The organism is Sphaerisporangium rhizosphaerae (genome assembly GCF_042665155.1).
Lineage (GTDB): Bacteria > Actinomycetota > Actinomycetes > Streptosporangiales > Streptosporangiaceae > Sphaerisporangium > Sphaerisporangium rhizosphaerae.
Genome location: NZ_JBHTCG010000013.1, coordinates 64,107 through 87,890 on the forward strand (window position 1 = coordinate 64,107; position 23,784 = coordinate 87,890).

The 23,784-nt window shown below is 71.8% G+C and carries 23 protein-coding genes; 7 read left to right on the forward strand and 16 right to left on the reverse strand.

All coding sequences use genetic code 11. The features are described from left to right. Positions 1-4: 4 nt before the first annotated feature. From ACFQSB_RS20480 to ACFQSB_RS20495, 4 genes are all read right to left on the reverse strand, one after another. Complete coding sequence (locus ACFQSB_RS20480; RefSeq protein ID WP_380828415.1) at positions 5-964, reverse strand: D-ribose ABC transporter substrate-binding protein; 960 nt, start codon at positions 962-964, stop codon at positions 5-7. A gap of 165 nt (positions 965-1,129) precedes the next feature. After that, a complete protein-coding gene (locus ACFQSB_RS20485) occupies positions 1,130-2,098 on the reverse strand; it encodes an ABC transporter permease (protein ID WP_380828417.1) in 969 nt (322 codons plus the stop codon). Beyond that, entirely contained in the window at positions 2,082-3,611 is a 1,530-nt protein-coding gene (locus ACFQSB_RS20490) for a sugar ABC transporter ATP-binding protein (protein ID WP_380828418.1), read from the reverse strand. The genes ACFQSB_RS20485 and ACFQSB_RS20490 overlap by 17 nt, the downstream gene beginning before the upstream one ends. Beyond that, positions 3,608-4,690 carry a LacI family DNA-binding transcriptional regulator gene (locus ACFQSB_RS20495; protein ID WP_380828420.1) on the reverse strand — a complete coding sequence of 361 codons (1,083 nt, stop codon included), beginning with the start codon at positions 4,688-4,690 and terminating at the stop codon, positions 3,608-3,610. The genes ACFQSB_RS20490 and ACFQSB_RS20495 overlap by 4 nt, the downstream gene beginning before the upstream one ends. Before the next feature lie 171 nt (positions 4,691-4,861). On the opposite strand from ACFQSB_RS20495, the gene ACFQSB_RS20500 reads away from it, so the two are divergent. Then, a complete protein-coding gene (locus tag ACFQSB_RS20500) occupies positions 4,862-5,059 on the forward strand; it encodes a hypothetical protein (protein WP_354919846.1) in 198 nt (65 codons plus the stop codon). A 23-nt stretch (positions 5,060-5,082) separates the two neighbouring features. On the opposite strand, the gene ACFQSB_RS20505 is transcribed toward ACFQSB_RS20500, so the two are convergent. The 11 genes from ACFQSB_RS20505 to ACFQSB_RS20555 all read right to left on the reverse strand — a co-directional run bounded on the left by ACFQSB_RS20505 (position 5,083) and on the right by ACFQSB_RS20555 (position 15,233). Then, a complete protein-coding gene (locus ACFQSB_RS20505; RefSeq protein ID WP_380828422.1) occupies positions 5,083-5,976 on the reverse strand; it encodes a hypothetical protein in 894 nt (297 codons plus the stop codon). Between the two features lie 52 nt (positions 5,977-6,028). Beyond that, the gene (locus ACFQSB_RS20510; RefSeq protein ID WP_354841022.1) at positions 6,029-6,616 is read right to left on the reverse strand and encodes a hypothetical protein; all 588 of its coding nucleotides are present in this window, start codon (positions 6,614-6,616) and stop codon (positions 6,029-6,031) included. A gap of 95 nt (positions 6,617-6,711) precedes the next feature. Further along, a complete protein-coding gene (locus tag ACFQSB_RS20515; protein ID WP_380828424.1) occupies positions 6,712-7,920 on the reverse strand; it encodes a hypothetical protein in 1,209 nt (402 codons plus the stop codon). Beyond that, the gene (locus ACFQSB_RS20520; protein ID WP_380828425.1) at positions 7,910-8,329 is read right to left on the reverse strand and encodes a hypothetical protein; all 420 of its coding nucleotides are present in this window, start codon (positions 8,327-8,329) and stop codon (positions 7,910-7,912) included. Before ACFQSB_RS20520 ends, ACFQSB_RS20515 begins: the two co-directional genes overlap by 11 nt. A gap of 253 nt (positions 8,330-8,582) precedes the next feature. Then, positions 8,583-9,794, reverse strand: coding sequence for a pectinesterase family protein (locus ACFQSB_RS20525; protein ID WP_380828426.1), 1,212 nt, complete (start codon positions 9,792-9,794; stop codon positions 8,583-8,585). Between the two features lie 237 nt (positions 9,795-10,031). After that, on the reverse strand, positions 10,032-10,676 hold the full coding sequence (locus ACFQSB_RS20530) for a restriction endonuclease (protein ID WP_380828427.1): 645 nt from the start codon (positions 10,674-10,676) through the stop codon (positions 10,032-10,034). 92 nt (positions 10,677-10,768) lie between these two features. Next, positions 10,769-11,521 (reverse strand): maleylpyruvate isomerase N-terminal domain-containing protein, encoded by a 753-nt coding sequence (locus tag ACFQSB_RS20535; protein WP_380828428.1) that lies wholly within the window; start codon positions 11,519-11,521, stop codon positions 10,769-10,771. Positions 11,522-11,715: 194 nt separating this feature from the next. Then, positions 11,716-12,090, reverse strand: coding sequence for an MmcQ/YjbR family DNA-binding protein (locus ACFQSB_RS20540; RefSeq protein WP_380828430.1), 375 nt, complete (start codon positions 12,088-12,090; stop codon positions 11,716-11,718). A gap of 169 nt (positions 12,091-12,259) precedes the next feature. Then, on the reverse strand, positions 12,260-13,627 hold the full coding sequence (locus tag ACFQSB_RS20545) for a lectin (RefSeq protein WP_380828431.1): 1,368 nt from the start codon (positions 13,625-13,627) through the stop codon (positions 12,260-12,262). Between the two features lie 551 nt (positions 13,628-14,178). Further along, positions 14,179-14,643, reverse strand: coding sequence for a PPOX class F420-dependent oxidoreductase (locus ACFQSB_RS20550; protein ID WP_380828433.1), 465 nt, complete (start codon positions 14,641-14,643; stop codon positions 14,179-14,181). Further along, positions 14,640-15,233, reverse strand: a complete 594-nt coding sequence (locus ACFQSB_RS20555; protein ID WP_380828434.1) for a dihydrofolate reductase family protein — start codon at positions 15,231-15,233, stop codon at positions 14,640-14,642. The genes ACFQSB_RS20550 and ACFQSB_RS20555 overlap by 4 nt, the downstream gene beginning before the upstream one ends. A 91-nt stretch (positions 15,234-15,324) precedes the next feature. Here ACFQSB_RS20555 and ACFQSB_RS20560 point away from each other — a divergent pair, with 91 nt between their 5' ends. The 4 genes from ACFQSB_RS20560 to ACFQSB_RS20575 all read left to right on the forward strand — a co-directional run bounded on the left by ACFQSB_RS20560 (position 15,325) and on the right by ACFQSB_RS20575 (position 19,236). Beyond that, a complete protein-coding gene (locus ACFQSB_RS20560; RefSeq protein WP_380828435.1) occupies positions 15,325-15,777 on the forward strand; it encodes a winged helix-turn-helix transcriptional regulator in 453 nt (150 codons plus the stop codon). 197 nt (positions 15,778-15,974) lie between these two features. Continuing rightward, positions 15,975-16,568 carry an acyl-CoA-like ligand-binding transcription factor gene (locus tag ACFQSB_RS20565; protein ID WP_380828436.1) on the forward strand — a complete coding sequence of 198 codons (594 nt, stop codon included), beginning with the start codon at positions 15,975-15,977 and terminating at the stop codon, positions 16,566-16,568. Then, on the forward strand, positions 16,565-17,746 hold the full coding sequence (locus tag ACFQSB_RS20570; RefSeq protein ID WP_380828437.1) for an amidohydrolase family protein: 1,182 nt from the start codon (positions 16,565-16,567) through the stop codon (positions 17,744-17,746). The genes ACFQSB_RS20565 and ACFQSB_RS20570 overlap by 4 nt, the downstream gene beginning before the upstream one ends. A 431-nt stretch (positions 17,747-18,177) precedes the next feature. After that, the gene (locus ACFQSB_RS20575; RefSeq protein ID WP_380828438.1) at positions 18,178-19,236 is read left to right on the forward strand and encodes a hypothetical protein; all 1,059 of its coding nucleotides are present in this window, start codon (positions 18,178-18,180) and stop codon (positions 19,234-19,236) included. Positions 19,237-19,907: 671 nt separating this feature from the next. Here ACFQSB_RS20575 and ACFQSB_RS20580 read toward each other — a convergent pair. Then, positions 19,908-21,611, reverse strand: coding sequence for a SpoIIE family protein phosphatase (locus ACFQSB_RS20580; RefSeq protein WP_380828439.1), 1,704 nt, complete (start codon positions 21,609-21,611; stop codon positions 19,908-19,910). Between the two features lie 501 nt (positions 21,612-22,112). Here ACFQSB_RS20580 and ACFQSB_RS20585 point away from each other — a divergent pair. After that, on the forward strand, positions 22,113-23,126 hold the full coding sequence (locus ACFQSB_RS20585) for a methionine ABC transporter ATP-binding protein (protein WP_380828440.1): 1,014 nt from the start codon (positions 22,113-22,115) through the stop codon (positions 23,124-23,126). 53 nt (positions 23,127-23,179) lie between these two features. Continuing rightward, a complete protein-coding gene (locus tag ACFQSB_RS20590; RefSeq protein ID WP_380828568.1) occupies positions 23,180-23,779 on the forward strand; it encodes a methionine ABC transporter permease in 600 nt (199 codons plus the stop codon). Positions 23,780-23,784 lie beyond the last annotated feature (5 nt).

A 23,784-nucleotide genomic window follows, 5' to 3' on the forward strand; every position in this document is an offset into this window, starting at 1 on the left:
ACGGTCAGGAGGCCGAGAACTCGGAGAGGTTGTCCTTGGTGGCGATCTTCACCGGCACGTCGAGGGTGGACGGCAGCTTCTCGCCGCCGGCGGCCTTGACGGCGTTCTGGACCGCCTGCTGACCGAGCAACGCCGGCTGCTGGGCGACGCTGGCGGCCAGGGTGCCGTCCTGGATCGCCTTGAGACCGTCGGGGGTGCCGTCGAAGCCGACGACCTTGACCTGCTTGCCGGCCTTGGCGCCGAGGGCCTTGATGGCGCCGAGGGCCATCTCGTCGTTCTCGGCGAAGACGCCGGTGATGTCCGGGTGGGACTGGAGCAGGTTGGTCATGACGTCCAGGCCCTTGGTCCGGTCGAAGTCGGCCGGCTGCTGGGCGACGACCTGGATGCCGGCGTAGGCCTTGACGCCGTCGGTGAAGCCCTGCCCGCGGTCGCGTGCGGCCGAGGTGCCCGCGACGCCCTGCAGGACGACGACCTTGCCCTTCTCACCCAGTTGCCCGGCCAGCTCCTTGGCCGCGAGCTTGCCCCCGGCCACATTATCGGAGGCGACCGTCTGGGCGACCTGGGCGTTGTTGACGCCGCGGTCGACGGCGAGGATCGGGATGCTGGAACGTTCCGCCAGCTTGACGGCGGGCGCGGCGGCGTCGGAGTCCACCGGGTTGAGGATGATCGCCTTCATGCTCTGGCTGGTGAAGTTCTGCACCTGGTTGACCTGCTGCGAGGCGTCGTTCTGCGCGTCGGTGACGGTCAGGGTGGCGCCGAGCTTCTTGGCCTCGGCCTCGGCTCCGTCGCGCAACTGCACGAAGTAGGGGTTGTTGAGCGTGGAGATCGACATCCCGATCTTCACGCCTGAGCCGCCTGAGCCGCCGGACCCCCCGGAGGAGGCGCCTCCGGAGGAGCCGGAGCCGCAGGCGGCGAGCCCGAGGGTGAGCGCCGCACCGGCCAGGACAAGGGCGGGGATTCGCATGATGGTCTACCTCGTTGGTGTCGCGGTGGTTCGGAAGGTCGGGGACAGAGGGCATGGACGGTCTGGGCGGGCGGTGCGGCCGCCCGGCCGCCGCCGCGGGCGTATGGCGGGGCGGCGACGGTGGCGAGGCGCCAGGGCGGTGACGGTGGCGCGGTGCCGGGGCGTTCAGCCGGAGCCGCGGCGGCGGAGGGTGTCGACCAGCACCGCCAGCGCGATCACCACGCCGATGACGACCTGCTGCCAGAAGGCCGAGACCGACAGCAGGTTCAGGCCGTTGCGCAGCACGGCCAGGATCAGCGCGCCGACGAGGGTGCCGAGCGCCCGGCCCTTGCCGCCGGACAGGCTCGCCCCGCCGATGACGACGGCGGCGATGGCGTCCAGCTCGTAGCCCGACGCCGCCTGCGGCTGCGCGGAGGCCAGGCGGCTGGCCAGGACGATGCCGGCGATCGCGGCGAACGCCCCGGACAGGGCGTAGGTGATCAGCTTCTGCCGGTCCACCTTGATGCCGGACAGCCGGGCCGCCTCCTCGTTGCCGCCGATGGCGTACATCGCGCGCCCGGCGTACGTGCGGTTCAGCACCACCGCCGTGACCACGCCCATGAGGGCCATGACCAGCACCGGGACCGGCAGGTACCCGCCGAGCGTGTCGCCGAGACGGGAGACGGCGTCGGGCATCGCGATCGGGCTGCCCTGCGAGACGACCAGCGCCAGGCCCCGGGCCACGCCCAGCATGGCCAGCGTGGCGATGAACGGGGGCAGCCGGCCGTAGGCGATCAGCGCGGCGTTGACCAGCCCGCAGGCCAGGCCGACGACCAGCGCGACCACCGCCGCCACCGGCCAGGGAAGCCCGGCGGAGGTGGCCGTCCAGGCCAGCGTGATCGCCGACAGCGCCGCCACCGCGCCGACGGACAGGTCGATGCCGCCGGTGATGATGACGAACGTCGCGCCGAACGCCAGGATCGCGGTGACCGCCGCCTGCACGCCCACGTTGAGCAGGTTCGTCACGGTCAGGAAGTCGCCGGACATCAGCGACAGCGCGACCGCGAGCACGACCAGCGCGACGACCGGGCCGTTCTCGGCGAGCAGCCCGCGCAGCGCGGGGCGCCGGGTGAGCACGTCAGTGGACACGAGCATCCTCCACCTCGGTGACGGCCAGGGCCATCACCGAGTCCTGTGTCGCCTCGGCCGCGTCGAGCTCGCCGACGAGCCTGCCTTTGGCCATGACCAGCACGCGGTCGCTCATCCCGAGGATCTCCGGCAGGTCGCTGGAGATCATGAGGACCGCGTGCCCGGAGGCGGTGAGCGAATTGATCAACTGGTAGATCTCGACCTTGGCTCCGACGTCGATGCCGCGCGTCGGCTCGTCCAGGATGAGCACGCGGGCGTCGGCGAGCAGCCACTTGCCGATCACGATCTTCTGCTGGTTGCCGCCCGAGAGCGTGCGGACCTCCTGGCCGAGATGGCTCATCCGCACGCCGAGCCGCGCCGCGACCTGGCCGGCCGCGGCCCGCTGCCCGGAGCGGTCGACGAACCCGCCGCGGGTCGCGCGGCGGAGGGTGACCAGGCCCAGGTTCTCCGCGACGTCCGCGCCGAGGACCAGCCCCTGGCCTTTGCGGTCCTCGGGGACCAGGCCGAGCCCGGCCTCCATCGCGGCGTGCACGTCGCCGCGGGGGAGCGGGCGGCCGTCCATCAGCACCTCGCCCGAGTCGTAGCGGTCGGCGCCGAACACGGCCCGCGCCACCTCGGTGCGGCCGGCGCCGACCAGGCCCGCCAGGCCCACGACCTCCCCCGCCCGCACCTCGAAGGAGACGTCGGTGAAGGCGCCGGCCCTGGTCAGGCCGCTGATCCGTAGGAGGGGCGGGCCGGCGTCGGCGGCCTGCCTCGGGTACTGCTGGTCGATGGGCCGGCCCACCATGAGCCGGACCAGCTCCTCCTGCGGCGTCGTCGCCGGCACCTCGCCGACCGAGCGCCCGTCCCGCAGCACGGTCACCCGGTCGCCGACCTGCGCGATCTCCTCAAGGTGGTGGGTGATGAACACCACCGCCACCCCCTGGTCGCGCAGTTGACGGACGATGGTGAACAGTCGCTGGACCTCGGTGGTCGTCAGCACGGCGGTCGGCTCGTCCATGATCAGGACGCGGGCGTCCAGCGCCAGCGCCTTGGCGATCTCGACCATCTGCATGCGGGCGATGCCCAGGTCGGCGACCTTCGTGCGCGGGTCGACCTCGACGCCGACCCGCGCCAGCAGCCCGCGGGCCTGCTCGTGCATCCGCCGGGTGTCGACCAGGCCGAACCGGCGTGGCGGCCGTCCGAGGGCGAGGTTCTCTCCGACGGTGAGCTGGGGGACGAGGTTGAACTCCTGGTAGATGGTGGCGATTCCGAGCCGCCGGGCGTCGGCCGCCGAACGGATCTCGACCGGCGCGCCGTCCACCAGGATGCGGCCGGAGTCGGGGTGGTAGGCCCCGGAGAGCATCTTGATCAGCGTGCTCTTGCCGGCGCCGTTCTCGCCCAGCAGGACGTGCACCTCTCCCGCGCGCAGCACGAGGTCGACACCGTCCAGGGCCACCACGCCCGGGAACCGCTTGCCCAGGCCCTCGACCCGCAGGACCTCCCGCGCGGCCGTGCGGTCCGCCCCCCGCTCGCTCATGCCGTTCCCCTTCCGACGACCGCGTCCGATGTGCCTGCGAGCCCGTCTGGTGTGTCCGCGTGCCCGTCCGGGGGACGTGCGTGCGGTCGGGCTTCGCCGCAGGACTCGCGGACGACGAGGTGGGCGGGGAGCACCACCGAGTCGGCGCGCCTTCCTCCCAGGATGTCCAGCAGCACGCGCACCGCGCCGCGGCCCAGCTCCGCCGTCGGCTGGCTGATCGCGGTGACCGGCGGGTCGGTGTGACTGAACCACGGCACGTCGTCGAACGACGCCAGCCCGATGTCGCCGGGTATCCGAAGCCCCCGCTTCCGGATCTCGTCCAGCGCACCGAGTGCCATGAGGTTGTCGCCCAGGAAGATGACCTCGGGCGGCTCGGGAAGGTCCAGCAACGCGGCGGTGAGCGCCTGCCCGCTGCCGGCCCGGAAGTCGCCGACCCGGACGTACTCCGGGGGCACCTCCAGCCCGGTCTCGGCCGCCGCCATGAGGAACGCCCTTGTCCGCTCACGGCCGGTGGACAGCGTGCCGGGCCCCGAGATGAACGCGACCCGCCGGTGGCCGAGGGCGCGCAGGTGGCCGGCCAGCCGTCTGATCGCCTCGGTCCCGTCCGCGCGCACCGAGGGGACGTCCAGGCCGGGAAGGGTCCGGTCCAGGAAGACCAGCGGCCGCCCGCCGCGCGCGACCTCCTCGATGAGCGGCGTGACCTCGGCGGTCGGGCAGATGAGCAGCCCGTCCACCCGCTGCTCCAGCAGGGTGCGCACGTAGTGGTCCTGCTGGTCGGCCCGCTCGTCGGCGTTGCCGATGACCACGGTGTATCCGGCCTCCCGCGCCCCGTCCTCGACGGCCCGCGCCAGTTCGGTGAAGAACGGGTTGAGGATGTCGCCGATGATCAGCCCGAGCGTCCGGGTCGCCTCGGTGCGCAGGGAGCGCGCCACGGCGTTCGGCACGTAGTTCAGGGCCGTCATCGCGGCGTACACCCGGCTCCTGGTCTCCTCGGTGACGGACGGGCTGTCGTTCAGCACGCGGGAGACCGTGGCGACGGAGACGCCGGCCTGCGCGGCGACATCCTTGATCCGGGCCATCGGTCCTCCATGTAATCGATTTCATGAGGGTATGTAATCGATTACATGGCTGTAAACCGGACATCTCGTGACCTGTGTCACATCATGCGACCCCGGAAACGGGTGAAAGGTCCGCATTGCGGCTCCGGGTGGCCGCCGGTGACAATGGATCCGGCACCGAGGAGGTCACCGATGGGCCAGGACGACGACGCGCCCGCGGAGCGCTTCACCGACGAGGAGTACGCCTTCCTGCGCTTCGTCAGGTTCGGGCAGCTGCCCGAGCGGATCCTGCCGAGCCAGATGGTGGAAGAGATCAAGACCGACCTCCCGCAGGACGTCCCGGAGCGTGCCTTCGACGCCCGCAAATGGGGCGAGGCCGGCGGCCTCTGACCCGGCTCTCCTCCCGACGGGGGTCAGCTCTCGCGGGTGTCGATGACGCGCTTCCAGCCGGGGCCGAGGGCGGCGGCGTAGGCGGCGCGCTCGTGGACGAGCCCCGACCAGCTCTCGGGCCGTTCGGCCACCGCCAGGCAGTCGCTACCGTGCAGGCCCCACACCTCGGCCTCCAGCCAGCACAGCCGCCGGTACTTGCCCGGCGCGGTCACCTGGGAGCCGAAGTCCCATCCCACCGCCGAGACCGCCTTGCCGGAGAACTGCCGCGCGGCCCGTTCGACGTACGCGCGCCGGGTGACCGTCTCAGGGTGCAGGAAGGACAGGTCGAAGCCGTTCAGGCCGAGGCCGAAGGCGGCCAGTCCGAACAGGAACGTCGGACGCACGCCCCTGGCCGCGCAGTACGCGGCGATCCGCCACGCCCCGCGCAGCGCCCCGGCGTAGGACAGGACGTACAGCCGCTTCAGCGCGTGCGTCTCCAGGTAGCGGCCGACGGCGGCGATGACGGTGGCCCCGGAGGCGACGGTGTCGGCGATCAGCAGCGTGTCGGCGGGCGCCTCGATCTGCGCGTAGGGCACCTCGACGTGCGCCGACGCGCCGGACACGGCCACACGCGAGGTGGCGACCAGGTTCAGCGGCAGATTGTGCCCGCTCTGCCGCAGGACCGCGTCCCCGAGCTGGTACACCAGCCCCTTGCTCAGGATCACCAGCTCGGCCGTCCTGGCCGGGTCGTACTCGTCGGCGAGGTGGCCGGCGAAGTGACGGCTGGACGCCAGGCAGGCGCGCCGGAAGCCGGCCCCGATGAGGTTGCGGTCGAAGAGCATGCGTTCGAGCGCCTCGTTGCGCACGACGTAGAGCCGGGAGCCGTGCGTCCCGGTCTCGATCAGTTCCGCGGTGCTGCCTTCGGTGTCGAGCACCATGGGGCCTCCTTCGGGTCGTCCAGGATCCGGGCCGGCCCTCAGGTGGTGCCGGTCATCCCGGGGTTCGGTCGAGCAGCCGCAGCGCCTCCAGCATCGGGACGTCCCCGTGGAGGACGTTGTGGCGGTATTCGCTGATCGCCCCGCCGAGCCAGCCGGGCACGTCGCCCGTCGCGGGCACGCCACCGGCCTCCACCAGCGCCGCGAGGGCCTCGCCGGCGCGCAGGAAGTCCTCGACGACGGCCGCCGACAGCGCGGCGACGTGCGGATGGACGTAGTCCCGGACGGTCGCTCCCCGATATTCGAGCAGGTCGGCCCGGTACTTGGAGTTCGGCGGGGCGACGGTGACGACGGGCGTGCCGAAGGCCGCCGCGGCGGCCATCTCGACGCCGATGCCCAGGCCCCGCCTCTCGCGCGCGTCCACCACGACCGCTGTCGCGATCATGACCTGGTACATGTCACGGCCGAACTGCCCGAGGGTGTTGCCCGGGTCGGTGATCGGGTCGTCGGGGTTGAGGAAGACGACCTCGTGCGGCGCGGCTCCCTTGGCGACCTCCATCCTCTCCGTGTCGGACCACGTGAGCTTCCCGCGGTCGCGAGAACCCTTGGTGATCGAACCGGAGCAGTACACCGAGACCTTCACTGGTGCTTTCCCTCGCCCTGATCGCACCGCCCGCGGCGCTCACCCGCCCCGGACGCCCGGCCCGCGGCCGGTCCGGCGCGGGATACCGGGAGCGGTCAGCCGGGCGTGCGGGCCATCCGGTCCACCACGGCCGCCACGTTGGACAGCGCGTCCCCACAGGTGACGGCGGGACCGAAGCGCCGCGACCTCCCGGCGCCGATGACCGCGAGCCTGAAGGCGTCCGCCGAGCCGTTCCCGAACAGCATCGAGGTCATCATGCCGAACTCAGGGCTGGATCTCAGAAGAACGAGCTCCTTCCAGGTCGCCGTGCGGTGCACGAAGTGATCCACGCGCAGCCATCGGAGCGCGAGATCGAGGCGGCGGGAGGACAGCACCCGCCCTTTCATCTCCTCCTCCGTCTCGCCGAGCCGGCACGAGAGCGGCCCGATCGGCAGGTCCATGAGAACGGCGGTGTCCAGGTCGCGGACATAGCAGCGCAGGTAGGCGGCCGACAGGAACAGCGCCAGCAGGCTCCCGGCGTCCCCCGGCACCGGCGCGGGCAGCGTCCTGGCGACGAAGCGGGCGACGAACGCCTGCCCCTCCAGCCGGTCGGGCGACTTCGCCAGGATGTTCGCGACCCTGCCGTGCGGGCGACGCCATGCGCGCGCCATCGCGTGCACGACGCCGGTCAGGTCGCCTCCGGGGGCCAGCGCCCGCACCCACAGCTCGGCGATGCCGGCGGCCGTCGGTCCGCCGAAGCGCGGGTACCACATGGGCTCCGGCGCCGAACGCAGCCGGGGCGGCGGCGCCGAGTACGGGTTGCGCTCGTCGTGGCGGTACTCGCGGGCCTTGAGGTCGCGGTAGGCGGTCAGCTCTGGCGTGGGCGAGGTGTGCCGGACCAGTCCTTCGCGGACCAGCGGCGCCATCCGCTCCAGGAACACCGCGAACCATGGCAGTTCGAACATGTACGAGGAGGGGAAGATGAGGTAGGCGTCGGTCAGCAGGACGGCCAGGCGTGTCGTGCGCAGTGCCTGTTCGAGGATGCGCCCGGTGTCGTGCCCGGTGGCGTCCCGGCCCTGGCAGGCCAGGATCTCCGGGTTGACGTAGTGCATGAACAGCGACCGTTCCCGCCGATAGGCACCCCTTTCTTCCCCTTCGCGGCCGTCGCGCGCGGCGCGCCCGGGGGCACGGGAGACCCCCGGCCGCGCCGGCGCGAGGGCCCCGGACGGCCCCGGCGGTTCGCGCACGACGGTCACGTGCAGGTCGCGTCCGGCCGTGTACGCGTCGCGCCGGGCCGCCACCCGCTGGACGCGGTCACCGTTCATCGTCGTCCGCGCCCGGGGGCACGTTCTGGTCGCGGCCGGCGGTGTAGGCGTCCCGCCCGGCGGTGATCCGCTGCACCACGGTGAAGGAGTCGCGCCCGGCGAGGTGCAGGTCGCGCACGAGCTCCTGGACCTCGGGGGCGGCCTCCCCGTGCTCGGCCAGGAAGTCCGCGAGCAGGCCCGCCCAGCGGCGGCCCTCCTCTTCGGCGACCGGCGCGAGGACCACGGGGGACTCCCGCAAACGCCGTTCGCTGCTCTCGAGCTCGCGCGCCAGGTCGGGGGCGCGGGCGGCGGCGTGGTGGCCGAAGATCTTCCCCAGGCGCGCCTTGGTCGCCTCCCAGGTGTCACGGGTCATGGCCTGGACCAGAGCCGCTCCCGCGGCGGCGGCGAGGCCGGCCAGGGCGGGATCCATCGCTTGAACTCCTCTGCGTGCGACGCGTTCCCCACTGGACGGCTGATGCCAGGCCAGTATGCAGCTCCCCGCGGAGTTTTTCCACGCATCGTGGCATTTCGCATGAATGTTTACTGAGTAAGGAACCGACAATCATGTCAACGACGAGTTATGGACATCGGTCGGCCCTGGCGAAGGCGGCGGGAGTGCGTTCGTGGGCGGCGCCGAACCCCAGGTGGGGACCCGTTCCGCTGGGTCGCCGGGCCGTCGGACGCTATATCTCGATCGACGGGCGCCAATCGCCGAGGTGGGTGCGGACGGTCCGTTCGGTGGCCTGCGCGGGCGTCAGCTGGGGCCGGTTCTCCGGGACGGGAATCGCGGCGCCAGGGCCGAAATTGCGATATTCGGCGAATCGCGCGTCCTGCCAGTGATAGCCGGAGCTCATGTCCACGTAGGGGGTGGCCGGATCGATGCCGGGCCCGATCCGGGTCTCGCGGACGGTCAGCATCGGAACGGCGGTCGGGTCGCCGCCGGGCCGCCAGGGGCGGGCCAGGCCGTAGGAGGCGTCGGGGACCGCGCCGTTGATCGCGCACCTGGCCGCGAGGAACCCGTGCGGATTCGCCGCGGCCGTGCTGGGCGCGAAGACGTACCCGTAGGGCCGGAACGTCACCTCCCGGGGCAGGATCTCCAGCGCGCACCGGTCGAAGACGGCGGTGGCCCGGCCGAAGACGAAGTCGACGTCGCCCTCGATGTGGCAGTGGCGGTAGTACTGCCGGGCGAAGGCGGCCAGGCCGACGGTGTCGGCGTACAGGGTGTCCTGGTGGCCGAGGAAGCGGCACCCGTCGAACACCGACCGGTCGCCCATGACCTTCGCCGCCACCGCCTGCGTCGCCGTGACCTCCGGGTGGTCGGCGCGCAGCCAGTCGTTGGCGAAGGTGAGGCGCAGCGCCGTGAACCCGTCGGCCTGGACCGTGGTCGTGGCGCTCCCGCTGGTGCCGTAGGTGCCTCCGTCCGGCTTGGGGGTGCCGGAGGCGTTGCCGTACACGATCGTGACGTCGCGGGGGTCGCCGGTGGCGCCGACGAAGGCGAGGCCGGTCTTGGCCCGGGCCACCGTCACCGTCTCCCGGTAGGTCCCCGCGGCGATGACCAGAGTCCAGCCGCGCTCGGGGCCGTCCGGGGTCGCGTCGACGGCGGCCTGGACGGTGGTGTGGTCGCCCCGCCCCTGCGCGTCCACGTACAGGGTGCGCTCGTGCAGCCGGTGGGCCGGGGAGCCATGGCGCCCGAACGGACGGGTGCGCGCGCCCGAGGCGGCCGCGTCGTTCGTGGCCGAGCCCTGAGTGGCCGGGTCCTGGACGTCGGGGGCCTCGGTGTCGGGGTCGGATGCGCCGGCGAGGGCGGCCGCCGGGGCGAGCAGGACGCCGGTGGCGACGGCCATGCCGCGGGCCAGCACCTGACGCCGCGCGAAGGACCCTGGGGATGACGACATGGCCTCTCCTCGTACACACATGTGAACGGCTTCCATGTATGAGAACATCTGAAAGCTAAAGAGCCACCATGGCCCTGTCAATACCGGCGCAGACCCCGGGGAAGCCAACGCCGTGACCACCTGGCCCACCACCGACCTGTTCCCTGCCTACTCCCTCTGACGGCCGTGCCGGCTGACGGCGGTTCATGCTTGGTGCGGGCCGGCGCGGGCCGGCGCGGGCCGGCGCGGGCCGGCGCCTCAGACGCTGAGGCGGTGGTGGGTCAGGAGGGCGGGGAGAGGAGTGCCCAGCGCCCATTCGGCCAGGTCGCCGCGGTCGACCATGGCCAGGGCCGCGGCCTGGCCCTCGCGGAGGGCGGGCGGGGTGAACCCGCTGGAGGTGACCAGGACGCCGGTGTGACCGGCGAAGGTGTGGGCGAGAGCGCCGAGGAACTCGCGGACGTGCGGAGCGCCGAGATTGCCGGTCCAGCGTTTGCACTGCACGGCGAACGGGCGGCCGTCCGGGGCGGTGGCCAGGATGTCCACCCCGCCGTCCCCGGCCTTGCCCACCACGCGGACCTTGCGGAAGCCGTCGCGCCGCAGCAGCTCGGCCACCAGGTGCTCGAACCGCTCGCCGCTCATGCGGTCGATGGCCTCCAGGCGGGCGTTGGCCTGGAGGTAGTGGTCGCGATGGCGGCGCGCTCGGCGGGCCGCCAGGAAGGCCACCCCCAGCAGGACGGCCCCGGCGGCGAGGGTGGCGATCAGCAGCCCCGGCCATGACGCCCGCACGAACTTCACCGTCGCGTTGACCAGGGGGACCGCCGCCACCAGCCCCGCGACCGCCCACATGATGCCCTCACCGCCGGAGCCGCGCCCTCCGCGCCGGACGGGCCGTCGTCGCGCCATCGGGAACCTCCTCGAAGTCAGGTGGTCTCACCGACGAGTGTGAACGCCGCCACCGACAATTTCGGGGCCCGCTCAACGGCGTGGAGGGGCGGTCATTGGGTGGCGGCGGTGCGCAGGGCCTGGAACTGGGCCAGCAGTGCCCGGTCGCCGGACAGGCGGACGGCGTCGCCGCCGCCGCGGTTCCACAGCCACAGCAGCAGCGGCTCGGCCTCGCCGCTCACCAGGGCGTCGCCGTCGAAGCCGGTGGCGGCGTCCCGCACTTCCACCTCGCCCGGGACGGCCCGCAGGGTCCACGCGTGGTGGCCGGTGGCGACCGACAGCGGCCGGGAGTCGGGCGCGTCGAGCAGCGTGCCGAACTCGTCCTTCCAGCGGGTGCTCCCGTACCCCACGAAGAGCTTCAGCACCTCGTCCACTCCGTCGAAGGCCAGGTCACCGGCGATGGGGGAGAGGCCGCCCCCGGCGGCGAGCTCGGCGTCGACGCGGTGGATGACGGTCTCCTGGGTCATGCGGCGGATCCAGAACCCGACCGTCTGGTCGGGCTCGTGCCAGGTGGCCGCCGGGTCGGCGGGGGTGTGCTCCGCGAAGATGGTGGTCAGCCGCTCGTAGTACCGGTCGAGCGCGGTTACCGGGTCCGCGGGGATGGTCTCGGGCCAGTCGTCGGGGAACGCGCCGAGCCGGATGCACTCGACCTTGTGCAGATAGACCTTGGCGACATGCTCCACCAGATCGGCCACGGTCCAGTCGGGGCAGGACGGCACGGAGGCCGTGGGGTCGGTGGCGACGACGGCGGCACGCAGGAGCGAGAAGTTCTCCGCGAGATGCTGGAGAAGGCGGGAGGATTCCATGCCCCCATCGAACCAGCCCACCCGACTTCCGCGCTCACCCATTTCCCCCGCCCCTCCCGACTCGGCGGATCAGAGAGGCCCTTCCTGCCCACTCGTGGGTCAGGGAGGACCTGCCTCCCGGTCGGTGGGTCAGAGAGGTTCCTTCCCTTCCCGGTCGGTGGGTCAAGGAGGTTCCTTCCCCTTCCGGTGGTGGGTCAGGGACGTGCCTGCCGTTCGTCGTGGGCGCGGACGAGGAACTTGGGGACGACCATGCGCCAGGCGTCGGTGACCAGCTCGCGCATCTCGTCGTGGCCGAGGGCCGACAGCCGGGCGCGGACCCATTGGTAGCGCTCGTCGGACGGCAGGGGCATGAGGAACTTCTCCGGCTCGGAGGCGACCAGGGCGGCGCGCTCCTCCTTCGGGAACCCGAACCCCATCAGCGTCTCGTCGGGGGAGATCGAGGCGTAGACGATGCCCCGCACCCGGAACTTCACGTGGTCGCGGACCAGCGCCTCCTCGGTGCGGGCGAGCGACATCGCCACCCGCCGCACGTCCTCGACCGTGATCGTCCGCTCGTCTTCAGTGGTCACGGTCGGCACGGTAACCGCCCCCACCGACATTCCGCCGGGGCGCCCAGAACTGCCGGTCGATGACCCGCGGGGATCCGGGCCGAACGCCTGGCGGTCAGCGGAAAAAAGACCTCGCCGGGCCGATCGGCCGGCCCGGCGAGGGTGGTGCCCGAGGATCTCCGTGCTGGGATCAGGTACGGGTCCAGCGCTGGTTGGCGCCGCCGTTGCAGTCCCAGATGGCGAGCTTGGTGCCGTTTGCGGTTGCGTTGTTCGGCACGTCCAGGCACCTGTTGGCGCCGACGGCGGTGATGGTGCCGTCGGAGTTGAACCGCCACTTCTGGTTGTTCTGCCCGTTGCAGTCCCAGATGATCACGGTGGAGCCGTTGGCCGTGCCGCCGCCGTTCACGTCCAGGCACTTGTTGCCGTACACCCGCAGCTCACTCGCGCTGGTCGTGGTCCACTGCTGGTTCGCCTGCCCGTTGCAGTCGGAGATCTGCGCCTGCGCGCCGTTGGCCTGCGAGCCGCCGGTCACGTCCACGCACCGGCCCGATCCGACGCCACGGATGGCGCCCGCGCCACCTGCGGTGGGAGTGGGGGTCGGGGTCGGGGAGACCGTGGGCGAGGGAGAGGGCGACGGGCCGCCGGACTGGAACTGCGTGAAGAACTTCCACACCTCTGCCGGGGTCCAGCTCCTCCAGCCGCCGCAGGTGCACCCGTCGATCGGACCCGGGTCGTGGCCTCCGTCGAACGCCGCCCAGGCGACCGGATACCCGGCCCGGCACCCGGAGTAGTACGTGACGACGTGCGTCAAGCTGCCCTGCGCCGGCTCGGGCGGGTTCTGCGCGGCGCAGCCGTTGTTCCGGACGAAGGTGTCACGCAGCGACCGTCCCGTGGCGATGGACAGCGTGCCGTCGCGGAGTCCGTGGACACCTATGTACGCGACGGGCTGGGTGCCGCCGCTGCACCCGCTGAGCTGTCCGCCGGAGTAGACCGCGACCGCGCGGAAGACCGTCGGCCGGGCGCAGGCGAGCGCGTACGTCATCGAGCCGCCGTAGCTGAACCCCGCGGAGAAGACCTGCGAGGTGTCGACGCACAGGCCGGCCTCGATCTGGTTCAGCATGTTGTCGACGAAGGTCACGTCCTGGCCGCCGGAGTTGCCCCAGCCGTTGCCGATGCCCTGTGGCGCGACGAAGATCGTGCTGTTGTTCGCGGCGTCCGCCAGTCGCCTCAGGCCGTAGTACGACCAGTTGTACCCGTCGGTTCCGCCGGAGTCGACGTCGTTGGCCGTGCCGCCCACCCAGTGGAACCCGAAGATCAACCGGTATTGGCGGTTGTTGTCGTAGGAGGGCGGGACCCGCAGGATGTAGCTGCGGTTCTGGCCGCCGCTGCTGATCGTGTGCGAACCGCTCGCCAGCGTGGGCGCCTTGCCGCATCCGCTGGTCGGCGCGGCCGCGGCCGACGCGCTCTCGCGGATGCTGCTGAGCGCCGCCTGACCCGTGGCCAGGACCAGGAGTGCCGCGACGGCGACCGCCCCGAAGATGGATCTGTGCCTCAACATGGGGCGGTCCCCTCTGCGAGGGACGGGGGAGAGAAAATCATCATTTCTCCTTGATCGGGGGGTGAGACATCGGCCGGCAGGCATGGTCGGCCGTTGATCCGGCACCTTCCGGGTGAACGCGGCGGCGCCGGCTCCCGGCGGAAGGGGATGCGTCCCGGGGGCGCTCACCGCGGCCGGACCGCGTTTCGAGGGTCGAGCGTCCGGAGCGAGTCGAACCGTTTCGCATTCTCTCTTCGCGCTGGTGTGAGGTGCCGCACAGCGGAGCACATCCGACGGTGACGGGACCTGTCAACGACGCCCCGTCTCGTCGCCGTGCGCTCGTCACTTGTCTCTTGCCTTGACCAGGTAAGACGTATGACCACATTTGACACATGTACTGAAATTTTCACCGGAACGGTTCGCGCGTTCGATGACGTGGCGCCAGGCCATTTTCCGCCTGCCCTGGCCGGGCACGGGCGCTGCCGGCATGGGCGCTCGAATCAGATCGGTTCGTCGTCGGACGGGCACCTGCTCGGCCGGTGCCAGGCGGGGACGGAGATGGGGCGCCGTGGTCAGGTCGTCCGGGCCGGCGCGGGCTCGATGACCGCGACGACGCGCTCCTCGTCTCGCGGGTACGGCCGCCCGATGTACTTGTCGGCCAGCCGGTCGGTGATCGTCCAGGCCGCGTCGCCCTCCAGCCACTCGACGACGCGGCCGCGGATGATGACCGGCCGGAACGGGTCGTCCGGCGGCGTCAGGGAGAGCGCGACCCGCGGGTCGCGGCGCAGGTTCCGGGCCTTGCGGGAGCCCGGGCCGGTCATGATCACGACGTGGTCGCCGTGCGTGCCGACCCAGAGGGGGACGGAGTGGGGCGCGCCGTCGGGCAGGACGCTGGCGAGGTGGGCGATGGAGGTGCCGTCGAGCACGCGGCGCACTTCGGGGTCGAGCATCGTGGTCATCTCCTGGCGGGGGTCATGGGCGGGCTTCCGGCCGTGGTCGTCGGTGCGCGAGGCGAGGTCGCCGGTGGCGGGGGTCATCGCTCGATCGCGTAGTGCAGGTGGGTGACCCCGGGCGCCGGGACGGCTTCGATGAGGCGGAGCCGCACGTGCTCGGGCAGCGCCTGGAAGAAGGGCCGGCCGCCGCCGAGCAGGACCGGCACCTGGTGGAGGACCACCTCGTCGACGAGCCCCGCCTTCAACGCCGCGGTCACGACCCCGCCGCCCATGAGGAAGACGTCCCGGCCGCCGGCGGCCTCGCGGGCCGCGGCGACCGCGTCCTCGATGCCGGTCGTGACCAGGGTCTGCCGCTCGGTCATCTCCGGCGCCGGCCGGTGGCTGAGGATGAACGGCCGGGCCGTCGGGTGGGGGCCGCCGCCTCCGAAGTGGTCGGAGTCCTCGTAGGTGTTGCGGCCCGCCACGAGCGCGCCCACGCGCCCGGCGAGGGCGTCGAACAGCCGCGCGCTGGGCCCGCTCAGCTTGAACCCGTCGAACACCTGGCTTCGGGTATCGCCGTCGAAGTACCAGTCGAAGAGCATCGTCCCGTCGCCCAGGCCGCGCCCCGCGCCCGGCTCGCGACCGGTGATGTACCCGTCGACCGACACCGCGTGGGCGCTGATGACCTTGCTCATCCGCGTGATCCTTCCCGGAGTTCCTTGAAGAGACTCCACGACCATAGCAAGCGACGTTCCCTAAGGGAACCCTGATTGCTATGCTGATTCCATGCAGCGCACGGACTTCAGTAGAATGGCGTGCTCGATCGCGCGCACGCTCGACGTCATCGGAGAGCCCTGGTCGCCGCTGGTGCTGCGTGACATCTGGGTCGGCCTGACCCGGTTCGAGCAGCTCCAGGCCGACCTCGGAATCTCACGCAAGGTCCTCACCGAGCGGCTGAACCACCTGGTCGAGCATGGAGTGATCGAGCGCCGTCCCTACGACCGGCGACCCCGCTACGAGTACGTCCTGACCCAGAAGGGCACCGAGCTGGTGGACCTGCTCATGGTCATGACCGGCTGGGGAGACAAATGGCTCGCCGGCGAGGCCGGCCCGCCGGTGCTCTACCGCCACCACGCGTGCGGCGAGGTCAGCGCGGTCGACCTGCGCTGCACCCACTGCGGCGAACCGATGCACGCCCCCGACGTCGACCCCCTCCCAGGCCCCGGCTCGGCAGTGTGACGTCATCCCATTACCCGGTCGAGCGCTCTATCTGGCCGCCGGCCCCGTTGCTCGGGGACGCTTGAGGCGGCGCGGGGCGCCTTCGGCGGCGGGGACGTCAGGGCAGGGTGCGGGTGAGGAAGACGGCGCACCCGTCCGCTTGAATCTTCCCATTGGGCAATATTGCCCAGCGGGAAAGTCGTGCCTATCGTAGGGGCATGCGAACACGGCAGACGGCCGGGACCGGCCTGCGGGCGCGCAAGAAGCTGACGACCCGGCAAGCGCTCGCGCGGGCCGCCTTGCAACTGGCGGTCGAGCGAGGACCCGGCAACGTCCGGCGGGAGGACATCGCCGCGGCGGTGGATGTGTCCCTGCGAACGTTCAACAACTACTTCTCCGGCAAGGAGGACGCGATCGTCTGGCTCGCGGTCGAGCGTGCCGCCGGCATCGGCGCCAGGTTGCGCGACCGGCCGGCGGAGGAGCCACTCGGCGAGGCGCTCATCGCGGCCTTCGCCGAGCAGCACACCCAGGCGGCGCCGAGCCGGGAATGGATCGCCCAGATCCGGGTCATCGTCTCCGAACCCGAGTTGCGCGGCGCCTATCTCAAGGCACTGGCCGAGATCGAAAGCGTGCTGGCCGAGGCGATCGCCGAGCGCATCGGCGCCGACGTCCGTCACGATCTGCACCCTCGGGTGGTCGCGGCCGCCGCTTGCGCGGCCGAGCGCGCGGCCATCGGTTACTGGCTGGAGTCCGATGCGGCCGTCCCGCTGGCCGAGGTGGTCCGTGAGGCGATCGGTCAGGTGGCCCGGTGAAGATCGATAACGTGCGGGTGTTCGACGGTGAACGCGTGCTGCCGCACCAGGACGTCGAGGTCCACAACGGCGTCATCACCCGGGTGAGCCGGGCGGTCGCCGCATCGGCCGAAGCCGACGGGCGGGGCCGTACCCTGCTGCCCGGCCTGTTCGACGCGCACGTGCATCTGGCCCCGCAGCCAGAGGAGGCGCTGCGCCATCTTGTCCGAATGGGCGTCACCACGGTGATGGACATGTTCAGTGGCGGCGAGCCGCTGGCTCGCATGCGGCACTTGCGCCGGGCCGATCCGCCGCAGATGGCCGCCCTGCGCCTCGCCGGCACCGGCGCCACCGCGCCGGGGAGCATGCTGGAGAAACTGGCCGGGCAGCCGTTGCCGGCCGTGGACGGTCCGGCCGCCGCGGACGCATGGGTGCGGACCCGTCTGCATGAGGGTGCCGACCACATCAAGATCATTTATGACGAGCGTGAAGGCGGCCCGCTCGAACTGGCCACGGTGCGCGCGCTGGTCCACGCCGCGCACACCCACGGCGTGCTCGCGGTCGCGCACGCCACCACCGAGCAGCGCGCGCGGGAAGCCATCGCCGCGGGCGTCGACGGGCTGGCGCACCTGTTCATCGGCGACGCCGTCGAGCCGGACTTCGGTCGTTTCGCCGCCGATCACGGCGTCTTCGTGGTGCCGACGCTCACCGTCCTGCGCGGCATGTGCGGCTACCGCCCGCACCAGGACCTGGAGGCCGACCCGCGGCTGATCGACCAGGTCCGCCGCGGCAGACCGCGGATCCCGGTCAGACCGCCCGATCCAGGCCGAAACCACCTGTTCACCGCCGCCACCCAAGCGTTGCGACAACTGGCGGCCGCCGGCGTCCCCGTGCTCGCCGGCACCGACACCGGCCTGCCGACCGCCACGCTGGGCGTGTTCGGATACGGCGCGACCCTGCACGGAGAGCTGGAACTGCTCGTCCACGCCGGCCTGAGTCCGACCCAGGCACTGGTCGCCGCCACCTCGGCACCGGCCCAGGCCTTCCGGCTCACCGACCGCGGCTGCATCCGGCCCGGCATGCGGGCCGACCTGGTACTGGTCGAGGGCGACCCGACCACCGACATCCGCGACACCCGCAACCTCATCGCGGTCTGGAAACACGGGACTCATGTGGAGTTGGCCGAACCGGGCCACTGAAGGTCCACTGTCGATGTGCTGTTCGCGGCTCTCGACGAGGCCGTCGGTGTAGAGGGCCAGGGTGCTGCCGGGGGGCATCGGCACCTAGATCGGCCGCGGTCTCATCTGGGCAGGACGGGACGGGAACCTTGGGCTGCTGCCAAATCTCGTGGCCGACGGCGGTGCCGAGATGCTGGAACGGCTCGCTCATCGGGCCGCTCAACTCCGCGTGATGTCGTCGTGGCCGGCTTTCGGGACGCGTCCGTCCGACTGCCCCCTTGTCTCTCCCGGGTGCTTGATCAAAGTTCGCTTCTCCGATGGAGAGGAGCAGACCGTGATCATCGCTGCCGTTGACCTTCCCGGTTACGTGCGGTTCTCGCCGTATCAAGATGCGGGCAGGGCGGCCGCGGTCTCCCGCGTCGGTCAAGGATGGCGATTGACGAACGGACGGGGTGCGGTGCAAATCGTGGCGATCTGCGACTGATCAGTCCGCGGCCCACCGTCTAATCGGCGACCCGCCGCCCGGGCTGCCGGAACCGCTGCTCGCGTCGTGGCAGGAGCGGCAGGCATGCCGGGACGCGACGGAGGTCGAGCGCTTCGCCGAGATCGGCCTGCGGTTGGCCGAGGAATGCCGCCTGAGCCAGGAGGAGGCCGCCAAGCGCCTCGCCGACCACGACGACCGGTGGAGCGAGCCGGCGGCGGCGGTGGCGGCATGGTGCATGGGAGCGCGCGAGGCGGCGGCCGCCGGGGCGCGACTGCCGATGGTCAAGGCCGCCGACGCCTGGCTGCACGAGGCGCACGACGGGCTTCGCGCCGAACGCATGGCCGCCCAGATGCAGGACGCCCGGCGCTACTGGACGATCATGCGTCGGCAGAGCAACGTGAGCCTCGGAGAGATCCGGCTCGCCGGCAACCGCACACAGCGGAAGGTCGAGTTGGACGTGACGGTGGACGAGGTCTCCGGTGCCGCGCTCGGTGTGATGAGCCAGGGGAACTGCACGCGCTTGCCGGAGGCCGTACGCCGGTTGCGCATCCGGGTGACGATCATGGAGGTGTGCCGGAAGGAACGTTCCATGGTGCGGGTGAAGACGTGCGATGACCCTGTGGAGAGCGCGCTCAAGGACGCCCGTGCCGTGCTCGCCGACACCAGGCTTCCTCCTGGTGTCGCCGCTGCCGTACTGCCCGGGCTGCGCCGTGTCGCGCTGGAGAGCGCCTTCGTCGAGGTCGCCCGGCGGCGGCTGCTGACCGACGACGCCGACCACGACGACGTCGAGCGGCGCATCTCCGAGGCGCGCAGGACCTCCGTCATCGCCGCCCTGGCGCTCGGCGTCGAACCAAGCGAGGTGATGGGCCGGCTGTGTCGCGACTTCGGTCCCGGGGTGTTCCGTGCCTGTAACAGCGGCGCGCATGAGGAAGGAGACTTCCGCGCGGCGCTGCGCGGCACCGGCAGGAACCCGGACCCGATCGAGTACGTGACCAACCTGGCCAGGCGCGTCCGGGAGGTGGGGTGAGATGCCCGCCACCTGCGCACACCTGCTCGTCGACGCCGATGCGGTGCTCCGTTCGCCGAGCGGGGACCGTGGTCACGGACGACGGCGTTCCTGCTCCGGAAGGCCCTGGAGTCCTGCCTGCGGGACTTCTGGGGCCGCACCCTGCCCGGCATGGAACGATGCCGGATGCGGACGCAGATGCTCTGCCTTACGGAGTTCGCCGACGAGGCTACCGCGCGGCGCGTCTCGAGCGCGTGGGGCGCTCTCAGCGCCGCCTGCCATTACCACGGCTACGAGCTGGGCCCGACCGTCGACGAGCTACGGGCTCTTCACAAGGAAGTGCGAGCCCTTGTGGACGGCCTTGATGGTGCGAGGAGCCCTGCGTAGCTGGGGTGCTCTCGGTAGGTGGGATCTGGCGCCGCGTACGGGGCCGATCGGTCGACGAAGCCGATGTACCGCCGTTGTCGCTGCGCCGCGACGAACGGCGTAGGTCATGTTCGACGAAGGCCGGAGGCCGACAGGTTCTCCCTTCTGGTCGGTCGTGACCGGGGGTTGTGGGTGGGCGCGGCATTGATCACCGGCGGCATGGGCAACGGGTGGGTCCACCTCCTCGGCACAACACACCAACGACGTCCTCGGCCCCCGCCTGGTGGGGCGGGCGCACGAGATGGCGGATGGGCGCGCGGCCGGGGTCAGGAGGTGGTGCGGGTGAGGAGGAGGGCGACGTCGTCGTACTGGCGGGGGAGGGCGGCGATGATGGATTCGCAGGTGGACTCGAGGGTGGGGCCGGGGGAGGCGAGGGCGCGCCGGAGGGTGGCGATGCCGGTGTCGATGTCCTGCTCGCGGCTCTCGACCAGGCCGTCGGTGTAGAGGGCCAGGGTGCTGCCGGGCGGCATCGGCACCTGGGTGGTGGTGAAGGCGCGGGCGAAGGCGGGGTCGCCGAGGCCGAGCGCCAGCCCCGCCGGGAGGTCGAGCACGGAGGCCGTGCCGTCGGGGCTCACCAGGATGGGCGGCGGGTGCCCGGCGCAGGCGAGCGAGCAGGTGTGGGTGGCGAGGTCGACGATGGCGTACAGGCACGTCGCGCACTGGATGGCATCCATGTCCTCGGCCATGTGGTCCAGCCGGCGCAGCACCGCGTCCGGGGGCTGGTCGGTGCCGGCGAGGGCGCGGACGGCGGCGCGCAACTGCCCCATCGCGCCGGCGGCCACGGCGCCGTGCCCCATGGCGTCTCCGACGACCAGGGCGATGCGGGTGTCCGACAACGGGATGACGTCGTACCAGTCGCCGCCCGCCCGCATGGCGCTCGCCGGGAGGTAGCGGTGGGCGACCTCCAGGCCGGGCGGTGCGGTGAGCGTGCGCGGCGCGAGGTTGTCCTGCAGGGCCTGCGCGGTGCGCCGCTCGCGGGTGTAGAGCCGGGCGTTGTCGATGGAGATGGCCGCCCGGACGGCGAGGTCTTCGGCAAGGGCCTTGTCGTGCTCGTCGAAGCGGCTGCGGTCGGGGAAGCGTGACAGGGCGATGAAGCCGAGCACCATGCCCCGGGCGGTCAGCGGCACGGTGAGGAAGGAGGACATCTCGAGGTAGCGCAGGGCGGGTTCGCCGAGGACGCCGATGATGCGGTCGAGGTAGTCGATCTCCAGGTCGGCCGCCGAGGAGAACACCGGCGCGTTCGCCGTCATACACCGGGAGGCCGGATGGCGGGCGCTGTAGCCGACGACCTCGTCGACGGGGAAGGCGGCGTGCCACTTGACCTCGTCGGTCTGGCGGGCCCCGAGCTTGAGGGCCAGGCGGCGGACGCGCATCGACCCGTCGGGGGCGCGCTCGGGGTGTTCCTCGTCTCTGAGCAGGCCCTCGATGACGTAGAGGGTGGCGGTGTCGGCGACGCGCGGCACGGCGAACGCCGTGAAATCCTCGGCAGCCTGCCGGGGGTCGAGGGTGGCGCTCATGTGGGTGCTCAGCTCGTCGAGAAGGGCGAGGCGCTCGCGGGCCGAGGCGTCGGCGCCGTCGTGCAGGGGCGGGGAGGCGTCCACGGCGGTGACCATGACCGCGCCCCAGGGACCGGGATGGGCCAGCGGCTCCCAGGTGAACACGACGTCGTGGACGCGGCCGTCGGCGCATTCGGCGGACAGCACGTCGCACCAGCGCACGCCCGACGCGACCTGCCGCAGCGCCCGATGGACGGTCTCGCGGCGGGTGCCGCGCAACAGCAGGTCGCAGATGTCGTGGCCCATGGCCGCTTCGGGCGGGCGCCCGAACAGGCGCACCGCCCCTCCGCCCCACTGAGTGACGCGCCCGTCGGCGTCGAGCAGTATGGCGGCGCAGCCGGCCAGGTGCCGCACGCTCGGGCGCGGCCGGCGGACCTCGTCCGCAGGTGCCTCTGTTCTCGTTGCAGGCGCCATCGGACCCCCTGGGAAACGAATGGGACATCGTGCCCGGCGCCGCGAGGAGGTGCGTCGACTCCTCCCCGTGCGGGTCTGCGGCTACCGTGAGTAAATTAGCACCTACCCTTGGTTTCCTTTCGCGAGAACTCCTCAAGCGATGGTCTGTGGCCTCGCTGGGACGACAGCGCGACAGCACGGCGCGGTCATCGTGGAACCAGCTCTGGACCGGGTGATCGTCCGCTGTGTGACCTGGTGATCAGCCATGAAGCGACGGTTGACGGCGGGTGAGGTCGCATGTCCGGTGGGCCGAGTGGCCGGTATCACACCGCGCCACGGGAATTGTGTTACCGCGTAGGAGGGTTGGGCCCACCGTGACGCTTGCCCTGCCTTTGACCTGGCCCATGCCGGAGGCCGACGGTTCCATGCGCGCGCGTCGCTGTTCGGGCTGAAGCGGCAGCCCCGCCCCCCGTCCCTTTTCTCCTGGTAACAACCATCTTCTATTCAGGATATAACCTACCTGTGATACATGTTTCTGGCCTGCGCAAGGTCTACGGCAACGGCGTCGTCGCCCTCGACGGGGTCGATCTCGACGTCCGCGAGGGTGAGATCTTCGGCGTGCTCGGACAGAGCGGGGCCGGGAAGAGCACCTTGCTGCGGTGTGTCAACCTGCTCGAACGCCCGACCGCCGGCACCGTCACGGTCGCCGGCCAGGAGCTGACCGCGCTCGGCCGCGCCGAGCTGCGCCGCGCCAGGCAGGGCATCGGCATGATCCACCAGCACTTCGCCCTGCTGTCGTCCCGCACGGTGGCGGCGAACGTCGCCTTCCCGCTGGAGGTCGCCGGCCTGCCCCGGGCGCGGCGCGGGGCCCGCGTGCGTGAACTGCTCGAACTCGTCGGGCTGGAGGGCAAGGCGTCCGCCTACCCCGCGCAGCTCTCCGGCGGGCAGAAGCAGCGCGTCGGCATCGCCCGCGCGCTCGCCGCCGGGCCGAAGGTGCTGCTGTCGGACGAGGCCACCAGCGCGCTCGACCCCGGCACCACGCAGTCCATCCTCGCCCTGCTCAAGCGCCTCAACGCCGAGCTGGGGCTGACGATCCTGCTGATCACCCACGAGATGCACGTCATCAAGGGCGCCTGCGACTCGGTGGCGATCATGCGTGACGGCCGCGTCGCCGAGGCGGGCACGCTCGCCGACCTCGTCGCGCGTCCAGGGTCGCTGCTCACCCGCGAGATCTTCCCGCTGCCCGAGCCGGCGCCGCCGGGCACCGTCACCCTCACCTTCGCCGGTTCGGCGGACGAGCCGGTGATGTCGAGCCTGGTACGCGGGTTCGACGTGGACGTCAACGTCCTGGGCGGCTCGCTGGAGGACCTCGGCGGGCGGCCGGTAGGGCGCCTTCGCGTCCGCATGGACGGCGGCGACCACGCCGGCGCCCTCACCTACCTGCGTGAACGCGGCGTCATCGTCGAACAGGCGCCGCCGGGGGCCGAGGGGACCGTGCCGGTCCAGGCCCGGACGATCACGGAGGAGGCCCGGTGAACGGCGACGAACTGCTGCCCGCGCTGACGCAGGCGACGGGCGAGACGGTCCAGATGGTGTTCTGGTCCGCGCTGCTGACCCTGGTGCTCGGCCTGCCGCTGGGGGTCTTCCTCGTCACCACCGACCGCGGCGGCCTCACCCCCGCCCCCGCCGTGAAGGCCGTCCTCGGCGGGATCGTCAACGTCGGGCGTTCGCTGCCGTTCATCGTGCTGATGGTCGCGATCCTGCCGTTCACGCGCCTGGTCACCGGCACCACGATCGGGACGGTCGCCGCCATCGTGCCGCTCACGCTCGGAGCCGTGCCCTTCTACGCCCGGCTGGTCGAGACCGCCCTGCGCGGCGTCGAACGCGAGGTCGTCGAGGCCGCTCAGGCGATGGGCGCCGGCCGCGCACGCGTGGTCGGCCGCGTCATGCTGCCCGAGGCGCTGCCAGGGCTGGTCGCCGGGCTCACCGTGACCGTCGTGGCGCTGATCGGCTACTCGGCGATGGCCGGGGCCATCGGCGGCGGAGGGCTCGGCGACCTGGCCATCAGGTACGGCTACCAGCGCTTCGACACCGCCGTGATGGTCGTCACGGTCGTGCTGCTCGTGGTGGTCGTGCAGGTCGTCCAGAGCCTCGGCGACCTTCTGGCCCGCCGGCTGTCCCACCGATGAGACCT

What these genes read in the sequence shown, in the direction of transcription:
- ACFQSB_RS20480 (WP_380828415.1), bottom strand. Translation starts at nt 964, where the DNA reads ATGCGAATCCCCGCCCTTGTCCTGGCCGGTGCGGCGCTCACCCTCGGG.
- ACFQSB_RS20485 (WP_380828417.1), bottom strand. Translation starts at nt 2,098, where the DNA reads ATGCTCGTGTCCACTGACGTGCTCACCCGGCGCCCCGCGCTGCGCGGG.
- ACFQSB_RS20490 (WP_380828418.1), bottom strand. Translation starts at nt 3,611, where the DNA reads ATGAGCGAGCGGGGGGCGGACCGCACGGCCGCGCGGGAGGTCCTGCGG.
- ACFQSB_RS20495 (WP_380828420.1), bottom strand. Translation starts at nt 4,690, where the DNA reads ATGGCCCGGATCAAGGATGTCGCCGCGCAGGCCGGCGTCTCCGTCGCC.
- ACFQSB_RS20500 (WP_354919846.1), top strand. Translation starts at nt 4,862, where the DNA reads ATGGGCCAGGACGACGACGCGCCCGCGGAGCGCTTCACCGACGAGGAG.
- ACFQSB_RS20505 (WP_380828422.1), bottom strand. Translation starts at nt 5,976, where the DNA reads ATGGTGCTCGACACCGAAGGCAGCACCGCGGAACTGATCGAGACCGGG.
- ACFQSB_RS20515 (WP_380828424.1), bottom strand. Translation starts at nt 7,920, where the DNA reads ATGAACGGTGACCGCGTCCAGCGGGTGGCGGCCCGGCGCGACGCGTAC.
- ACFQSB_RS20520 (WP_380828425.1), bottom strand. Translation starts at nt 8,329, where the DNA reads ATGGATCCCGCCCTGGCCGGCCTCGCCGCCGCCGCGGGAGCGGCTCTG.
- ACFQSB_RS20525 (WP_380828426.1), bottom strand. Translation starts at nt 9,794, where the DNA reads ATGTCGTCATCCCCAGGGTCCTTCGCGCGGCGTCAGGTGCTGGCCCGC.
- ACFQSB_RS20530 (WP_380828427.1), bottom strand. Translation starts at nt 10,676, where the DNA reads ATGGCGCGACGACGGCCCGTCCGGCGCGGAGGGCGCGGCTCCGGCGGT.
- ACFQSB_RS20535 (WP_380828428.1), bottom strand. Translation starts at nt 11,521, where the DNA reads ATGGAATCCTCCCGCCTTCTCCAGCATCTCGCGGAGAACTTCTCGCTC.
- ACFQSB_RS20545 (WP_380828431.1), bottom strand. Translation starts at nt 13,627, where the DNA reads ATGTTGAGGCACAGATCCATCTTCGGGGCGGTCGCCGTCGCGGCACTC.
- ACFQSB_RS20550 (WP_380828433.1), bottom strand. Translation starts at nt 14,643, where the DNA reads ATGACCCCCGCCACCGGCGACCTCGCCTCGCGCACCGACGACCACGGC.
- ACFQSB_RS20555 (WP_380828434.1), bottom strand. Translation starts at nt 15,233, where the DNA reads ATGAGCAAGGTCATCAGCGCCCACGCGGTGTCGGTCGACGGGTACATC.
- ACFQSB_RS20560 (WP_380828435.1), top strand. Translation starts at nt 15,325, where the DNA reads ATGCAGCGCACGGACTTCAGTAGAATGGCGTGCTCGATCGCGCGCACG.
- ACFQSB_RS20565 (WP_380828436.1), top strand. Translation starts at nt 15,975, where the DNA reads ATGCGAACACGGCAGACGGCCGGGACCGGCCTGCGGGCGCGCAAGAAG.
- ACFQSB_RS20580 (WP_380828439.1), bottom strand. Translation starts at nt 21,611, where the DNA reads ATGGCGCCTGCAACGAGAACAGAGGCACCTGCGGACGAGGTCCGCCGG.
- ACFQSB_RS20590 (WP_380828568.1), top strand. Translation starts at nt 23,180, where the DNA reads ATGGTGTTCTGGTCCGCGCTGCTGACCCTGGTGCTCGGCCTGCCGCTG.